Origin of the sequence: Mycobacterium tuberculosis H37Rv (assembly GCF_000195955.2) — a bacterium.
Lineage (GTDB): Bacteria > Actinomycetota > Actinomycetes > Mycobacteriales > Mycobacteriaceae > Mycobacterium > Mycobacterium tuberculosis.
Map to the genome: position 1 here is coordinate 2,675,914 of NC_000962.3, position 16,614 is coordinate 2,692,527.

Below are 16,614 nucleotides of genomic sequence, written 5' to 3' on the forward strand. Positions count from 1 at the left end.
GCCCCCCTGTTAAGGAGCCCACATGCCACCGAAGGCGGCAGATGGCCGCCGACCCAGTCCCGACGGCGGACTGGGTGGCTTTGTACCGTTCCCCGCGGATCGGGCCGCGTCGTACCGGGCGGCCGGCTATTGGTCGGGGCGAACCCTGGACACCGTGCTCTCCGATGCCGCGCGGCGCTGGCCTGACCGCCTCGCGGTGGCCGACGCCGGTGATCGTCCCGGCCACGGCGGCCTCAGTTACGCCGAACTCGACCAGCGGGCCGACCGGGCCGCCGCGGCGCTGCACGGCCTGGGCATCACGCCAGGCGACCGGGTACTGCTCCAGCTGCCAAACGGCTGCCAGTTCGCGGTTGCCCTGTTCGCGTTATTGCGGGCGGGAGCGATCCCAGTGATGTGCCTGCCCGGTCACCGCGCCGCCGAATTGGGCCACTTCGCCGCCGTCAGCGCGGCCACCGGGCTGGTGGTCGCCGATGTGGCCAGCGGGTTCGACTATCGGCCGATGGCGCGCGAACTTGTTGCCGATCACCCCACCCTGCGCCATGTCATCGTCGATGGCGATCCGGGACCGTTCGTGTCGTGGGCGCAGCTGTGCGCCCAGGCCGGCACCGGTTCGCCGGCACCGCCGGCCGATCCCGGATCGCCAGCGCTGCTGCTGGTCTCCGGCGGCACCACTGGCATGCCCAAACTCATTCCACGCACCCACGACGACTACGTGTTCAACGCGACGGCCAGCGCCGCACTCTGTCGGCTTAGCGCCGACGACGTCTATCTGGTGGTGCTGGCCGCCGGCCACAATTTCCCGCTGGCCTGCCCGGGCCTGCTCGGCGCGATGACCGTCGGGGCCACCGCCGTGTTCGCCCCCGATCCCAGCCCGGAGGCCGCCTTCGCCGCCATCGAGCGCCACGGTGTCACCGTCACCGCGTTGGTTCCGGCACTGGCCAAACTGTGGGCCCAATCCTGTGAGTGGGAGCCGGTGACACCGAAGTCACTGCGGTTGTTGCAGGTTGGCGGGTCCAAGCTAGAACCCGAGGACGCTCGCCGGGTACGCACCGCGCTCACCCCGGGCCTGCAGCAGGTGTTCGGCATGGCGGAGGGGCTGCTGAACTTCACCCGCATCGGCGACCCACCCGAAGTGGTGGAGCACACCCAGGGGCGGCCACTATGCCCGGCCGACGAACTGCGCATCGTCAACGCCGATGGTGAGCCGGTGGGGCCCGGGGAGGAAGGCGAACTCTTGGTGCGCGGGCCCTACACGCTGAACGGCTATTTTGCTGCCGAACGCGACAACGAGCGCTGCTTCGATCCGGACGGCTTCTACCGCAGCGGCGACCTGGTCCGCCGCCGCGACGACGGCAATCTGGTGGTCACCGGGCGCGTCAAGGATGTCATCTGCCGTGCGGGAGAAACCATCGCCGCCAGCGACCTCGAAGAACAGCTGCTGAGCCATCCGGCGATCTTCTCGGCCGCGGCGGTGGGACTACCTGACCAGTATCTGGGGGAAAAAATCTGCGCTGCAGTCGTTTTCGCTGGAGCTCCGATTACGCTTGCGGAGTTGAACGGCTACCTTGACCGGCGTGGTGTGGCCGCGCATACGCGACCCGACCAGCTGGTCGCGATGCCGGCGCTGCCCACAACGCCGATCGGGAAGATCGACAAACGAGCGATCGTCCGCCAGCTCGGCATCGCGACGGGTCCCGTGACGACCCAGCGCTGCCATTGACTGACGTCAACAAGTTGAATTGACTGCGTTGCATGACCGACGGTGTTCCGGCCCGCGGGTCACTTCGATCACGCGGCGCGGTAGCGGTGAGCTCGATGGTGTTGCGGCCCATCACCGGGGCGATTCCGCCAGACGGGCCGTGGGGGATATGGGCCTCGCGCCGGATCATCGCCGGACTCATGGGCACGTTCGGGCCCTCGCTCGCGGGCACCCGAGTGGAACAAGTCAACTCCGTTCTGCCGGACGGACGCCGGGTCGTCGGCGAATGGGTGTATGGACCGCACAACAACGCGATCAATGCCGGACCCGGTGGCGGCGCCATCTATTACGTACACGGCAGCGGTTACACGATGTGTTCGCCCCGAACCCACCGGCGGCTGACATCCTGGCTGTCGTCATTGACCGGGCTACCGGTATTCAGTGTCGATTACCGACTGGCGCCGCGCTACCGTTTCCCGACCGCGGCCACCGACGTGCGGGCAGCCTGGGATTGGTTAGCGCACGTATGCGGCTTAGCCGCGGAGCACATGGTGATCGCCGCGGATTCCGCGGGTGGCCATCTGACCGTCGACATGCTGCTGCAACCCGAGGTCGCCGCCCGACCTCCGGCGGCGGTGGTGTTGTTTTCGCCGCTGATCGACCTCACCTTCCGGCTGGGCGCCAGTCGTGAGCTGCAGCGCCCCGATCCTGTCGTGCGCGCTGACCGTGCGGCCCGGTCGGTTGCGCTGTACTACACCGGAGTCGATCCCGCCCACCACCGGCTGGCGCTCGATGTTGCCGGCGGGCCACCGCTGCCACCGACGCTGATCCAGGTGGGTGGAGCCGAGATACTCGAGGCCGATGCGAGACAACTCGATGCCGACATCCGCGCTGCCGGCGGCATATGCGAGTTGCAAGTGTGGCCTGATCAGATGCATGTGTTCCAGGCCCTGCCGCGGATGACGCCCGAAGCGGCCAAAGCCATGACCTATGTTGCCCAGTTCATCCGCAGTACAACAGCACGTGGAGACCTCTGAACGTTACTGGCGTGCAACCAGATAAGGCGTCAATGTGGATAGCTTTTCGCAAGTCTCCTCGAATTCGCGCTCTGGCTCCGATTCTTCGATGATGCCGGCGCCGGCCCGCAGCCAAGTCCGCCCGCCGACCTGGTATGCCGCCCGCAGCGTCAGCGCGGCGTCTAGCCCGCCATCCGCCGAAAGCATCACCACCGCACCGGAATACAGCCCACGTGGGCACTCATCGAGGCGAAAGATGGCCTCAACGCCAGCTGCTTTCGGGATTCCGGATGCAGTGACAGCAGGAAAAAGGGCTTCCAGGGCGGCCATCCGGTCGCTCGATGGATCCAACCGTGCTCTGATGGTGGAGCCGAGGTGCTGCACACTGCCGCGCTCGCGCACCGTCATGAAATCGATGACCGCAGCACTCCCTGGTTCGGCGATGTCGGTAATCTCCTCAAGCGAAGAGCGCACTGAAATGGCGTGCTCGACAATTTCTTTGGAGTTTGATTCCAGGTCATCACGAGCCAGTCGGTCAATGGCGGGACCACGGCCCAAGGCGCGGGTACCGGCCAACGGCTCGGTGATCACCACTCCGTCGGCGCGCACCGCCGTGACGAGTTCGGGGCTGTAACCCAGAGCACGGATTCCGCCCAACTGCAACAAAAACGACCTCACCGGGGTGTTGTGCCGACGCCCCAGCCGGTAGGTCAACGGAAAGTCGATCGCGAAAGGCACTTCGACACAACGGGACAGAATCACCTTGTGGTAGCGGCCGGCAGCGATTTCATCGACGGCTACCGCCACCCGACGGCGGAAGCCGGATGGATCGTCGGAGACGTCGACGGAGCGGGACTGCGGCACCTCTCGCACCCCGGTGGCGAGTAATCGGTCGATGGCCTCGCGGTGGCGAATCCCAGCATCGAACAGGCGAATCTCCTTTTCGCTCACCATGATCCGGGTTCGGGGCGAAAACACCCGGGCCAGTGGGGTGTGCGGCGCCAGCCGCTGCTGCAACCCATAGCGGTGCACGCCGAATTCGAAGGCGACCCAGCCAAAAGCTTGATCGGTTTCCAGCAACAGCCGATCGACGGCTTCGCCCAGGGCCGCTCCCGGGCGACCCGACCATTGCTGTCGCCGCGTAACGCCATCACGGATGACGCGCAGTTCGTCGCTGTCTAGCTCCACCATCGCCTGCACACCGGCGGCCAGGACCCATTGGCCGTCGCACTCGTAGAGCAGGTAATCCTCGTCGACGGACTCGGTAACCACCGCCGCCAGCTCCGCTGCCAGGTCGGCGGGGTTGACACCGGCGGGCATCGGGATGGACGACGACGCGGTGCTGACGGCGCCTGTCGCGACGCTGAGCTCGGACACAGCTAGTAAATGTAGCCTAACCTACTTAATGGGTCGCAGCCCCCCGGGGTCGTCGCATGTCCAACGTGCTCGACTGGAAGAAAATGCTCGTCGGGAGCAAATGGCACCAGCCGGGGCGGCGACAGGACCCACCCACGGCCGGACGGTCCGCGGACTGCGTTTCGCAGCGTAATCATTTCCGCAGGCAGAGGCGGTCGCGGCCGGTGCTCGCCGGTTACCATGCCCGCCAACTCACGCACACGAAATCGTGAAACCTTTGCCAACCGTTTACTGGCTAGCTACAAAGCAAGGTTTTGCCTTCGCCGGAATTCTCCTAACATCACTCACTAACCACGTAGACCATCCGGTCGACGACGTAGTCGCGGTACGCGTGGCTCGCCAAGCTCGGTATGTCCGCTGGGTCTGCCCAGGCATCGCCCGATCGTTAGCCAGTCAACAGAGAGGACCCGACGATGTTCGTAATCCGGCTCGCCGACGGCGAAGAAGTCCACGGCGAGTGCGACGAGCTGACGATTAACCCAGCAACCGGCGTCCTCACGGTCTGCCGGGTCGACGGGTTCGAGGAAACCACCACGCACTACTCGCCGTCGGCGTGGCGGTCGGTGACACACCGCAAGCGGGGGGTCGGCGTTAGACCATCCCTGGTCTCAACTGCTCAATAAGCCCGAGCCACACTTTCTAGATTCGACTTGATATTCCTGGTCGCTCCCCTGACGCTGGGTGCTTCCTGGATCGCCGCACCAGGTATGGGAGGCGCCAATGCTGCATGAGTTCTGGGTGAACTTCACTCACAACCTGTTCAAGCCGCTGCTGCTGTTCTTCTATTTCGGGTTCTTGATCCCGATCTTCAAGGTGCGATTCGAGTTCCCCTATGTGCTCTACCAGGGCCTAACCCTGTATCTGCTGCTGGCCATCGGTTGGCACGGCGGCGAAGAACTCGCCAAGATCAAGCCGTCCAACGTCGGCGCCATCGTTGGGTTCATGGTGGTTGGCTTCGCCTTGAACTTCGTGATCGGCACCTTGGCATACTTCCTGCTGAGCAAGCTGACCGCCATGCGCCGGGTCGACAGGGCGACGGTCGCCGGCTATTACGGGTCGGACTCGGCAGGGACATTTGCCACCTGTGTAGCAGTCCTGACCAGCGTCGGCATGGCCTTCGACGCCTACATGCCGGTCATGTTGGCCGTCATGGAGATCCCCGGCTGCCTGGTGGCGCTGTATCTGGTGGCGCGGCTGCGGCACCGAGGGATGAACGAGGCGGGGTACATGGCCGACGAGCCCGGCTACACCACAGCGGCGATGATCGGAGCGGGGCCCGGCACGCCCGCCCGGCCCGCTCACAGCGACAGCCTCACGGCCCAAGCCGAGCGCGGCATCGAAGAAGAGTTGGAGCTCTCGCTGGAAAAGCGCGAGCATCCAAATTGGGATGAAGACGGCGTCAAAGACAGCGGCACGAATGCGTCGATCTTCTCACGCGAGTTGCTGCAGGAAGTTTTCCTCAACCCGGGGCTCGTTCTCCTCTTCGGCGGCATCGTCATCGGCCTGATCAGTGGACTGCAGGGACAGAAGGTCCTACACGACGACGACAACTTCTTTGTGGCGGCATTCCAGGGCGTACTTTGCCTGTTCCTGTTGGAGATGGGCATGACGGCGTCGCGTAAGTTGAAGGATCTGGCGTCGGCGGGCAGTGGGTTCGTTTTCTTCGGCCTGCTGGCACCGAATCTGTTTGCGACGCTTGGGATCATCGTGGCCCACGGCTACGCATACGTCACTAACAACGACTTCGCGCCGGGCACATATGTGCTGTTCGCGGTGCTCTGCGGCGCGGCGTCCTATATCGCCGTCCCGGCCGTGCAACGGCTTGCGATCCCCGAGGCCAGTCCGACCTTGCCGCTGGCCGCGTCGCTGGGTTTGACGTTCTCCTACAACGTCACGATCGGGATCCCGCTGTACATCGAGATCGCCCGCATCGTCGGGCAATGGTTCCCTGCCACCGGGGCTTCGATCGGTTAGCCCAGCAGAGTGCGCACCACCGCGTCGGCCAGCAATCGCCCCCGGCCGGTGAGGACCAGTCGGTCGCCGTGGTAGTCCAGCAATCCGTCGGCCAACACCGCCTCGGCACGTTCCCGTTCGGCAGCCCCTAGCCGGGCGAGCGGTAGCCCCTGGCGCAGCCGGACCTTCAGCAACACGTCTTCGGTGTGCAAAGCGTCGGCGCCCAGCTGCTCGAAGCCCGCTACCGGCAACGTCGCCCCGGCCAGTATCTCGGCGTAAGTGTTGGGGTGCTTGACATTCCACCAGCGTGTCACGCCAATGTAGCCGTGCGCGCCCGGACCTGCGCCCCACCACTGGCCACCGTCCCAATAACCCAGGTTGTGCCGGCACTCGCCGCCCGGTCGACACCAATTGGACACCTCGTACCAGGCAAACCCGGCCGCCGACAGCCGAGCATCGACCAACTCGTAGCGATGCGCCAGCACGTCGTCATCGGGCGCGGCCAGCTCACCACGCCGAACCCGGCGAGCCAGTGCCGTGCCGTGCTCGACGACCAAGGCATACGCGGACACATGATCCACACCGGCCTGCACCGCGGCGTCCACTGAGCGCACCAGGTCGTCGTCGGACTCCCCCGGGGTTCCATAGATCAGGTCGAGGTTGACGTGTGTGAAGCCCTCCGCTATCGCCTCGGTGGCCGCGGCCGCCGCCCGGCCCGGCGAGTGCACCCGGTCCAAGGTTGCCAGCACCCTCGGGGCCACCGACTGCATGCCGAGCGACACCCGCGTGTAACCGGCCGCGCGGATCGTGGCGAAGAACTCCGGCCACGTCGACTCGGGGTTGGCCTCGGTGCTGACTTCGGCGTCGGGCGCCAGCACAAAGTGGTCCCGCACCATGTCCAGCAACGTGGCCAGGCGCTCCCCCCCGAGCAGCGATGGCGTCCCGCCACCCACATACACGGTATGCACCGTCGGTGCGTCCAGCTTGGCGGCCGCCAGTTCGAGCTCCGCCCGCAGCGCCAGCAGCCAACGGTCCGGGCTGACGCCACCCAGCTGGGCCGGGGTGTAGGTATTGAAGTCGCAGTACCCGCAACGGGTCAGGCAGAACGGGACGTGCAGGTAGACCCCGAACGGTTGTCCGGGCATGGGCGCCAGGCCGGGCAGCTCAACTGGTGCCTGCCGAAATACCATGCCAAATCATCGCATAGCGCGTACCAGCTAGGGTGGCCAGCAATGTAACGCAGGCACACCTCAATCGTCCCTGCTCCCCGAACAACCTCCAGTCTCGGCCGCGAGGAACGTCAGGATGTGGGTGAGCGAGCCCAGCGGTGCGTCTCCCTGACTACAAGAACTACATTTCGGCCACGCACCCGGGCCTTGGGTTTTCATAATGTTGTCTGCGACCTCGATCTGTTGCTGGGGACTCGCGGCCGCCGGCGACCCGACACCACCGTTGGAATCCCACGTCGCCTGGCTGATCTGCAGACCACCGTATAACCCGTTACCGGTGTTGGCCGCCCAATTGCCGCCGGATTCGCATTGCGCGATGGCGTCCCAATCGATGTCGTCGGCTTTCGAGCTGATGGTGGACAGACCCAACAACGCGACAAACATGGTCGCGACAACGGCGGTTTCGATGAACACCGTGCATACGATCCTGGCGCACCTGTCACGTGGTCGGCCAGCACCCGCAGTAGTAAGCAAACCCGGTGTCATAGCAGCTCCACCTTGCTGGCCAGCCAGCGGCCGTTCACCTTGTCCATGATCACCTTGATCCGACTGCGGTCGATCTGCGGCGTTGGGCTGTTCCGGTTGCTGACCGACTGGTCGATGAACATCAGGACCACTACCTTGTTCGTGGTGGCTGATTTGACCGACGCCGCCACGACGGTCCCGTGGGTGGCCACCCGATTGTCGGCCAGCAGTTGGCGAAGGTGCGCACTGGATTTGCCGTACTTATCTTTGAACTCGCCGGTCGAACCCTCGAGAATGTCCCTCATGTTGTGGTCGATCCGCTCACAGTCCATGGTGGCCAGCTTGACGACATAGCTGCGTGCGGCCTGCAGTGCCTGGCCGGCGGCGACGTCTGTCTGATGCTTCTCAAAGAGCACCCATCCGCACCATCCAGACCCGGCCAACGACACAACCACCGCGACGGCGCCAACCCAGCCAATCACCGATCTGGTTAACCGACCGCGGCCGGGAGTTTCGGCCGGTTCGCCGGTGCCGCCTGGCTCACTTGCACCGTGGCCCCGGCCGAAGATGGCCATTCTGCGCACGATTGACCTCGATCACTATCCGCTAAGACAACTATCTCAGTAGTCATATTTGGTCACATCTGTCACTCCTGTCAACGTCAGGTGCGCGTCTCCCAGCGGATTCCCGGGTCGGCCTATCCATCCATCCAGGCTTGTTGCGTAGTTTTGATCATCGTGAAAAGAAATTTGACCAGGTCGCGCAGCTGCACGCCATCCATGGCAGAATGTCACCGTGACCGCCGCCAAGAACCCGCGCCCCGATCTGCGAATCGCGCTGGTGGCTCGGCGGCACATCGACCTCAAGCGGGTCTGCAGCTGTGGCTGTCGGCCTTGACGCCGTAAACCCAGCCCACCTGTATCTGCAGCCGGCGACCGGATCTGCCCCTCCCGGAACAAGCGGCGTTTAGCGCGTCCTAGGTCGGCGATGTCCGCGAAGGAGAACCCCCAAATGACCACTGCACGTCCCGCCAAGGCTCGAAATGAGGGCCAGTGGGCGCTGGGACATCGCGAGCCACTCAACGCCAACGAAGAGCTGAAGAAGGCCGGCAACCCGCTCGACGTGCGGGAGCGCATCGAAAACATCTACGCCAAACAGGGTTTCGACAGCATCGACAAGACCGACCTGCGAGGGCGCTTTCGCTGGTGGGGCCTGTACACCCAGCGTGAGCAGGGCTACGACGGCACCTGGACCGGTGACGACAACATCGACAAGCTCGAGGCCAAATACTTCATGATGCGGGTGCGTTGCGACGGCGGCGCGCTCTCGGCTGCCGCGCTGCGCACGCTGGGCCAGATCTCGACGGAGTTCGCGCGCGATACCGCCGATATCTCCGACCGGCAGAACGTGCAATACCACTGGATCGAAGTGGAAAACGTCCCTGAAATCTGGCGACGGTTAGACGATGTCGGACTGCAGACCACCGAGGCGTGCGGTGACTGCCCGCGGGTAGTGCTGGGCTCGCCGTTGGCCGGCGAGTCGCTCGACGAAGTGCTCGACCCGACCTGGGCGATCGAGGAGATCGTGCGTCGCTACATCGGCAAGCCCGACTTCGCCGACTTGCCGCGCAAGTACAAGACCGCCATCTCTGGCCTGCAGGACGTCGCGCACGAGATCAACGACGTCGCCTTCATCGGCGTCAACCATCCCGAGCACGGACCAGGCCTGGATCTGTGGGTGGGCGGTGGACTGTCGACCAACCCGATGCTGGCCCAGCGGGTCGGCGCCTGGGTTCCACTGGGCGAAGTGCCCGAGGTGTGGGCGGCGGTCACCTCGGTGTTTCGCGACTACGGCTACCGGCGACTGCGCGCCAAGGCCCGGCTGAAATTTCTGATCAAAGACTGGGGCATAGCGAAGTTCCGCGAAGTGCTCGAAACCGAGTACCTCAAGCGTCCGCTGATCGACGGTCCGGCCCCCGAACCGGTCAAGCATCCGATCGACCACGTCGGGGTGCAACGACTCAAGAACGGGCTCAACGCCGTCGGAGTCGCCCCCATCGCCGGGCGGGTATCGGGCACCATCCTCACGGCGGTCGCCGACCTGATGGCGCGGGCCGGTTCCGACCGGATCCGGTTCACCCCCTACCAGAAGCTGGTCATCCTCGACATTCCGGACGCCTTGCTCGACGACTTGATCGCCGGTCTGGACGCGCTGGGGCTGCAGTCGCGCCCGTCGCATTGGCGCCGGAACTTGATGGCGTGCAGCGGGATTGAGTTCTGCAAGTTGTCATTCGCCGAAACCCGGGTTCGAGCACAGCATTTGGTGCCCGAGCTGGAACGCCGGCTTGAGGACATCAACTCGCAGCTCGACGTACCGATCACCGTCAACATCAACGGCTGCCCGAACTCATGTGCGCGAATTCAAATCGCCGACATCGGATTCAAGGGACAGATGATCGACGACGGACACGGCGGCTCCGTCGAAGGCTTCCAGGTGCATCTGGGCGGACACCTCGGCCTGGATGCCGGATTCGGCCGCAAACTGCGCCAGCACAAGGTCACCAGTGACGAACTCGGCGACTACATCGACCGGGTGGTGCGCAACTTCGTCAAACACCGCAGCGAAGGTGAACGCTTCGCGCAGTGGGTCATCCGGGCCGAGGAGGACGACCTGCGATGAGCGGCGAGACAACCAGGCTGACCGAACCGCAACTACGTGAGCTGGCCGCGCGCGGAGCTGCCGAACTCGACGGCGCCACCGCCACCGACATGTTGCGCTGGACCGACGAAACCTTCGGCGACATCGGCGGCGCCGGCGGCGGCGTGAGCGGACATCGCGGGTGGACAACGTGCAACTACGTAGTTGCTTCCAACATGGCTGATGCGGTGCTGGTGGATCTGGCCGCCAAGGTGCGACCGGGCGTACCGGTCATCTTTCTTGATACCGGCTACCACTTCGTCGAAACAATCGGCACCAGAGATGCGATCGAGTCCGTCTATGACGTCCGGGTGCTCAATGTCACTCCGGAGCACACAGTGGCCGAGCAGGACGAACTGCTGGGCAAGGACTTGTTCGCCCGCAACCCCCATGAATGCTGCCGGTTGCGCAAGGTCGTTCCCCTGGGCAAGACGCTGCGTGGCTACTCCGCGTGGGTGACCGGGCTACGGCGGGTCGATGCACCGACCCGGGCCAATGCCCCGCTGGTCAGCTTCGATGAGACGTTCAAACTAGTGAAGGTCAACCCGCTGGCGGCGTGGACCGACCAAGATGTGCAGGAATACATTGCCGACAACGACGTGCTGGTTAATCCGCTTGTGCGGGAAGGCTATCCGTCGATCGGTTGCGCTCCGTGCACAGCCAAACCCGCCGAAGGCGCCGACCCGCGCAGCGGACGCTGGCAGGGGCTGGCCAAGACCGAATGCGGGTTGCACGCCTCGTGACCGCGCCGGCGACGATGCAGAGCGCAGCGATGCTGAGGAGCGGCGCCATCGAAGCACCGCCGGCGACGATGCAGAGCGCAGCGATGCGGTGGGGGCACCTCCCGCTTGCGGAGGAGAGCGGCACCATCGCGCCTCAGCTCGTCCTCACCGCACACGGCAGCAAAGATCCGCGATCGGCCGCCAACGCACGGGCTATCGCGGGCCGGCTGGCGCGCATGCGGCCCGGGCTCGACGTGCGGGTCGCGTTCTGTGAGCTCAACTCGCCCAACCTGGTCGACGTGCTCAACCGCTGTCGAGGAGCAGCTGTGGTCACCCCGCTGCTGCTGGCCGATGCCTACCATGCTCGCGTCGACATCCCTGCCCAGATCGCCAGCTGCCGCGTTGGTCACCGGGTACGCCAGGCCAGTGTGCTGGGTGAGGACATTCGGCTGGTGTCAGCGCTGCATGAGCGCCTCACCGAGCTGGGGGTTTCGCCGTTCGACCACACACTGGGGGTGGTCGTGCTCGCGATCGGCTCATCGCATCCCGCGGCCAATGCGCGCACCTCGACGGTGGCGTCAAGGCTGGCGGAGGGGACCCAGTGGGCCGCGGTGACGACCGCTTTCATCACCCGACCGGAGGCTTCGCTGGCCGATGCCACCGATCGGTTGCGACGCCACGGTGCCCGTCGGATGGTCATCGCGCCATGGCTGCTCGCCCCTGGGATACTGTCTGACCGGGTACGCGGATACGCACGGGAAGCCGGCATCGCGATGGCACAACCGCTGGGTGCACACCCGATGGTGGCCGCGACCATGTGGGATCGCTACCGACAAGCCGTGGCCGGTCGGATCGCGGCCTAGGTCTTCTCGAAGGTCTGCTGGAACGGATGTCCTCTGGTGAGTGTTTGGTTGCGAGCGGGCGCCTTGGTGGCTGCAGTGATGCTGTCGCTGAGCGGATGTGGCGGCTTCCACGCGGGTGCGCCAAGCACGGCCGGTCCGTGCGAGATCGTCCCCAATGGCACGCCGGCGCCCAAGACACCCCCGGCTACCGTGCCTTCGTCGCGCAACCTCGCGACCAACCCCGAGATCGCCACCGGCTACCGCCGGGACATGACCGTGGTGCGGACCGCCCACTATGCGGCAGCCACCGCCAATCCGCTGGCCACTCAGGTGGCCTGCCGAGTATTGCGCGACGGTGGTACCGCCGCCGATGCCGTCGTGGCCGCCCAGGCGGTGCTGGGGTTGGTCGAACCGCAATCCTCCGGGATCGGCGGCGGCGGATATCTGGTGTACTTCGACGCCCGCACGGGCTCAGTGCAGGCCTACGACGGCCGTGAGGTGGCCCCAGCGGCCGCCACCGAGAACTACCTTCGCTGGGTCAGCGACGTCGACCGCAGCGCGCCCAGGCCCAACGCCCGAGCCTCGGGACGGTCGATCGGAGTACCGGGCATCCTGCGAATGCTGGAGATGGTGCACAACGAGCACGGGCGCACACCCTGGCGCGACCTCTTCGGCCCCGCGGTAACGCTGGCCGATGGCGGTTTTGACATCAGCGCCAGGATGGGCGCGGCCATCTCCGACGCTGCGCCGCAACTGCGAGACGACCCGGAGGCTCGCAAGTATTTCCTCAATCCCGACGGCAGCCCGAAACCCGCGGGAACCCGGCTGACGAACCCCGCGTACTCAAAAACCCTGTCCGCCATCGCCTCCGCCGGCGCCAACGCCTTCTATTCCGGCGACATTGCCCACGACATCGTGGCGGCGGCGAGCGACACATCGAATGGCCGCACGCCGGGCCTGTTGACCATTGAGGACCTGGCGGGTTACCTCGCCAAGAGACGCCAACCGTTGTGCACGACCTATCGCGGCCGGGAGATCTGCGGCATGCCATCGTCGGGTGGCGTCGCCGTGGCCGCAACCTTGGGCATCCTCGAGCACTTCCCGATGAGCGACTACGCGCCCAGCAAGGTCGACCTCAACGGCGGTCGCCCGACCGTGATGGGGGTTCACCTGATAGCGGAGGCCGAACGGCTGGCCTATGCCGACCGCGACCAATATATCGCTGACGTCGATTTTGTCCGGCTGCCCGGCGGCTCGCTCACCACGCTGGTTGACCCGGGCTACTTGGCAGCACGCGCCGCGCTAATCTCGCCGCAACACAGCATGGGCAGCGCCAGACCGGGGGACTTCGGCGCACCGACGGCCGTCGCCCCGCCAGTGCCTGAGCATGGCACCAGCCACCTCAGCGTCGTCGATTCGTACGGCAATGCGGCCACGTTGACGACGACGGTGGAATCTTCGTTCGGCTCCTACCACCTGGTGGACGGATTCATCCTCAACAACCAGCTGAGCGATTTCAGCGCCGAGCCACACGCTACTGACGGATCACCGGTGGCTAACCGGGTCGAGCCTGGGAAGCGACCGCGCAGTTCGATGGCACCGACGTTGGTGTTCGATCACTCGTCGGCGGGGCGCGGTGCGCTGTACGCGGTGCTCGGTTCTCCGGGCGGCTCCATGATCATCCAGTTCGTCGTGAAAACACTTGTGGCGATGCTGGATTGGGGTCTGAATCCGCAGCAGGCGGTTTCCCTGGTCGATTTCGGCGCCGCGAACTCGCCGCACACTAACCTCGGCGGTGAGAATCCCGAGATCAACACTTCCGACGATGGTGATCATGACCCGCTGGTGCAAGGCCTGCGCGCGCTGGGGCATCGAGTTAATCTTGCCGAGCAATCCAGTGGGCTCTCGGCGATCACCCGCAGCGAGGCGGGTTGGGCCGGCGGCGCCGACCCACGCCGCGAAGGCGCGGTCATGGGCGACGATGCCTGAGCCGTTCGCCGGCGGGCGGCCAAACGAACGCGGACCACTTCGAGCCGATAATTTTGCCGGCCCTCTCGGGCTTTGTCTGCGGTTTTACCGGCTCGGTGCATTCGCGCGCTAGCCGATAGGGTCTATCGCCATGTCCGGTGCCACGGTGGGTGCGCGCGAAATCACCATCCGCGGAGTCGTCCTGGGCGCATTGATTACCTTGGTGTTCACCGCGGCCAACGTGTACCTGGGGCTAAGGGTTGGATTGACATTCGCCACTTCCATACCGGCCGCGGTGATCTCGATGGGCGTGCTGCGGTTGTTCGCCAACCACTCAGTGGTGGAGAACAATATTGTTCAGACGATCGCGTCGGCGGCCGGCACGCTGTCGTCGATCATCTTCGTGTTACCGGCACTGCTCATGATCGGCTGGTGGAGCGGGTTTCCGTACTGGACAACGGCGGCGGTGTGTGCACTGGGCGGGATCCTTGGCGTCATGTACTCAATTCCGTTGCGCCGCGCACTCGTCACCGGATCAGACCTGCCGTACCCAGAAGGCGTTGCCGGAGCCGAGGTTCTCAAGATCGGTGACTCCGCACGGGAGATGGAGCACAACCGTAGGGGAATTGGGGTAATCGCCCTGGGCGCGGCAGCGGCGGCGGGATATGCACTGCTGGCATCCCTGCGGGTGATCAACAACTCACTGTCGGCCACCTTCCGAGTAGGTTCCGGTGCGACGATGATCGGTGCCAGCTTGTCGCTGGCGTTGATCGGCGTCGGTCATCTTGTTGGCGTCACCGTCGGTGTCGCAATGATCGTCGGATTGGCTATCGCCTTTGGGGTAATGCTGCCAATACGGACAGCCGGCCAACTGCCGCCGGACGGGGACTACGCCGTCGCCGTCGCCAGAATTTTCTCGACGGACGTGCGGTTCATCGGGGCGGGCGCCATTGCGGTGGCGGCCGCCTGGACGTTCTTGAAGATCCTGGGGCCGATTCTGCGTGGCATCGCCGACGCCGCGGTCTCAGCTCGAACCCGACGCCGAGGGCAAGCGGTTGGCCAGACCGAGCGCGACATCCCGATCCACATCGTGGCCATGGTGGTTCTTCTCTCGCTGATCCCAATCGGATGGCTGCTCGCGGACTTTACCGACGGGACACCGCTCGATGACCGCAGGCCCGGCGCCATCGCCGCCGGGGTACTGCTCGTCTTGGTCATCGGGTTGATGGTCGCTGCGGTCTGCGGTTACATGGCCGGGTTGATCGGCTCGTCGAACAGCCCGATCTCGGGCGTGGGCATTCTGGTGGTGGTGCTGGCCGGTCTGCTGATCAAGACTGCGTATGGTCCGGCCACCGGCTCGCAGATTCCGGCCCTGGTGGCCTACACCGTGTTTACCGCTGCATTGGTCTTCGGCGTGGCGACTATTTCCAACGACAATCTGCAGGACCTCAAAACCGGCCAACTCGTCGGCGCTACCCCATGGAAGCAGCAGGTTGCACTGATCATCGGCGTGCTCGTCGGGTCGGTGGTGATGGCGCCGATCCTGCAGCTGATGCAGGCTGGATTCGGGTTCCAGGGGGCGCCGGGCGCAACGGCCAACGCATTGGCCGCCCCGCAAGCCGCGCTCATGTCCGCGCTGGCCAAGGGAGTATTTGGTGGCTCGCTGAACTGGTCGCTGGTCGGTGTAGGGGCCTTGACCGGCGTGATAGCGGTCGCGCTCGACGAGACACTGGCCAAGACGACAACCAACCTTCGGCTGCCGCCACTAGCGGTGGGTATGGGTATGTACCTGTCGGCCGCACTGACGCTGATGATCCCGATCGGCGCATTCCTCGGGCGGATCTATGACTCCTGGGCGCGGTGGTCTGGGGATGACGACGAGCGCAAGAAACGGTTGGGCGTCATGCTCGCGACGGGCCTGATTGTGGGCGAAAGCCTATACGGGGTGCTCTTTGCCGTCATCGTCGCGACAACTGGCAAAGAGGAGCCGCTGGCCATGGTCGGCGACGGATTCAGGTTTGCCTCCCAGCCGCTGGGAGCCATCGTCTTTGCCGGCCTCCTCGCTTGGCTCTACCAGCGCACCCGGGTCACAGCGTCGTACCGGCTGGCAGCGCCGGCCGGCAGCTCCAAGCCACTGCCCGATTTGCCTGGGTAACCGCATTGCGCCCGAGGGGTCCGGCTTTTCACAGCAACTTCACGGTTGACATCCACCTTGGCTCGCAGCTCTGCGAGGCAGCCTGAGGTGACAAAGCCGGCGGCCCGACACATGCAGCCGAGTTGGCTGGCTCGGAAGGGGGACAGAGTTGACCATGACAGCGAGTGTGGCCAAGGTGACAGCTGCACGCCCGGAGCCAAGCGCGGCGTGGGCTGAAGCCCGGCGGCGGGTACGCCAACGCCGCGAGGACATGCTGCGCCATCCTGCATTTCTGTCCAAGCAGCTCCCTGCCGAACCAGCAGACGACGACGGCGTCGCGGCCGTCTACGACATCGCGATTGCGCGTCGGCGCCGACCTGCTTGAGCGGGTCCCGGCGGGTCAACGTCGGCGGCTGCCGGGTAAACCGGCAATCGACGACCGGGCCTTGGCGGGCGCGTCGCGTTCTGCCAGC

At 65.2% G+C, this 16,614-nt stretch carries 14 protein-coding genes, 1 other RNA gene and 2 other annotated features; of the genes, 11 read left to right on the forward strand and 4 right to left on the reverse strand.

Features of this window, described 5'->3' with window-relative positions; genetic code table 11:
- Nucleotides 1–22 precede the first annotated feature (22 nt).
- A complete protein-coding gene (mbtA, locus tag Rv2384; protein NP_216900.1) occupies nt 23–1,720 on the forward strand; it encodes a 2,3-dihydroxybenzoate-AMP ligase in 1,698 nt (565 codons plus the stop codon).
- 95 nt (nt 1,721–1,815) lie between these two features.
- A complete protein-coding gene (mbtJ, locus tag Rv2385) occupies nt 1,816–2,736 on the forward strand; it encodes an acetyl hydrolase (RefSeq protein ID YP_177876.1) in 921 nt (306 codons plus the stop codon).
- A gap of 3 nt (nt 2,737–2,739) precedes the next feature.
- On the opposite strand, the gene mbtI is transcribed toward mbtJ, so the two are convergent.
- Nucleotides 2,740–4,092 carry a salicylate synthase gene (gene mbtI / locus Rv2386c; protein YP_177877.1) on the reverse strand — a complete coding sequence of 451 codons (1,353 nt, stop codon included), beginning with the start codon at nt 4,090–4,092 and terminating at the stop codon, nt 2,740–2,742.
- 452 nt (nt 4,093–4,544) lie between these two features.
- On the opposite strand from mbtI, the gene Rv2386a reads away from it, so the two are divergent.
- Nucleotides 4,545–4,754, forward strand: coding sequence for a hypothetical protein (locus Rv2386a; protein ID YP_009030039.1), 210 nt, complete (start codon nt 4,545–4,547; stop codon nt 4,752–4,754).
- Nucleotides 4,755–4,851: 97 nt separating this feature from the next.
- Nucleotides 4,852–6,105 (forward strand): hypothetical protein, encoded by a 1,254-nt coding sequence (locus Rv2387; protein ID NP_216903.1) that lies wholly within the window; start codon nt 4,852–4,854, stop codon nt 6,103–6,105.
- Here the strand turns inward: Rv2387 and hemN are convergent.
- From hemN to Rv2390c, 3 genes are all read right to left on the reverse strand, one after another.
- Complete coding sequence (hemN, locus tag Rv2388c; protein ID NP_216904.1) at nt 6,102–7,229, reverse strand: oxygen-independent coproporphyrinogen III oxidase; 1,128 nt, start codon at nt 7,227–7,229, stop codon at nt 6,102–6,104. The two genes, Rv2387 and hemN, sit on opposite strands and share 4 nt — an antisense overlap.
- A 105-nt stretch (nt 7,230–7,334) precedes the next feature.
- Nucleotides 7,335–7,799, reverse strand: a complete 465-nt coding sequence (gene rpfD / locus Rv2389c) for a resuscitation-promoting factor RpfD (protein NP_216905.1) — start codon at nt 7,797–7,799, stop codon at nt 7,335–7,337.
- Nucleotides 7,796–8,353 (reverse strand): hypothetical protein, encoded by a 558-nt coding sequence (locus Rv2390c; RefSeq protein NP_216906.1) that lies wholly within the window; start codon nt 8,351–8,353, stop codon nt 7,796–7,798. The genes rpfD and Rv2390c overlap by 4 nt, the downstream gene beginning before the upstream one ends.
- Before the next feature lie 412 nt (nt 8,354–8,765).
- Here Rv2390c and sirA point away from each other — a divergent pair, with 412 nt between their 5' ends.
- Nucleotides 8,766–10,457 carry a sulfite reductase gene (gene sirA / locus Rv2391; protein ID NP_216907.1) on the forward strand — a complete coding sequence of 564 codons (1,692 nt, stop codon included), beginning with the start codon at nt 8,766–8,768 and terminating at the stop codon, nt 10,455–10,457.
- Nucleotides 10,454–11,218 carry a phosphoadenosine phosphosulfate reductase gene (gene cysH, locus Rv2392; RefSeq protein ID NP_216908.1) on the forward strand — a complete coding sequence of 255 codons (765 nt, stop codon included), beginning with the start codon at nt 10,454–10,456 and terminating at the stop codon, nt 11,216–11,218. Before sirA ends, cysH begins: the two co-directional genes overlap by 4 nt.
- Nucleotides 11,215–11,266 (forward strand) — a repeat region (52 bp Mycobacterial Interspersed Repetitive Unit,Class II). (Overlaps the previous gene by 4 nt.)
- The gene (che1, locus tag Rv2393) at nt 11,215–12,060 is read left to right on the forward strand and encodes a ferrochelatase (RefSeq protein ID NP_216909.1); all 846 of its coding nucleotides are present in this window, start codon (nt 11,215–11,217) and stop codon (nt 12,058–12,060) included. (Overlaps the previous feature by 52 nt.) Before cysH ends, che1 begins: the two co-directional genes overlap by 4 nt.
- Nucleotides 11,267–11,344, forward strand: a repeat region (78 bp Mycobacterial Interspersed Repetitive Unit,Class I). It overlaps the preceding gene by 78 nt.
- A 36-nt stretch (nt 12,061–12,096) precedes the next feature.
- Nucleotides 12,097–14,028, forward strand: a complete 1,932-nt coding sequence (gene ggtB, locus Rv2394) for a gamma-glutamyltranspeptidase precursor GgtB (RefSeq protein ID NP_216910.1) — start codon at nt 12,097–12,099, stop codon at nt 14,026–14,028.
- 130 nt (nt 14,029–14,158) lie between these two features.
- Nucleotides 14,159–16,162, forward strand: a complete 2,004-nt coding sequence (locus tag Rv2395; RefSeq protein NP_216911.1) for an integral membrane protein — start codon at nt 14,159–14,161, stop codon at nt 16,160–16,162.
- Nucleotides 16,163–16,258: 96 nt separating this feature from the next.
- A non-coding RNA gene (gene mcr7 / locus RVnc0024) (Putative small regulatory RNA) lies at nt 16,259–16,608 on the forward strand.
- Nucleotides 16,311–16,526, forward strand: a complete 216-nt coding sequence (gene aprA, locus Rv2395A; protein ID YP_007411091.1) for an acid and phagosome regulated protein AprA — start codon at nt 16,311–16,313, stop codon at nt 16,524–16,526. Before mcr7 ends, aprA begins: the two co-directional genes overlap by 216 nt.
- Nucleotides 16,609–16,614 lie beyond the last annotated feature (6 nt).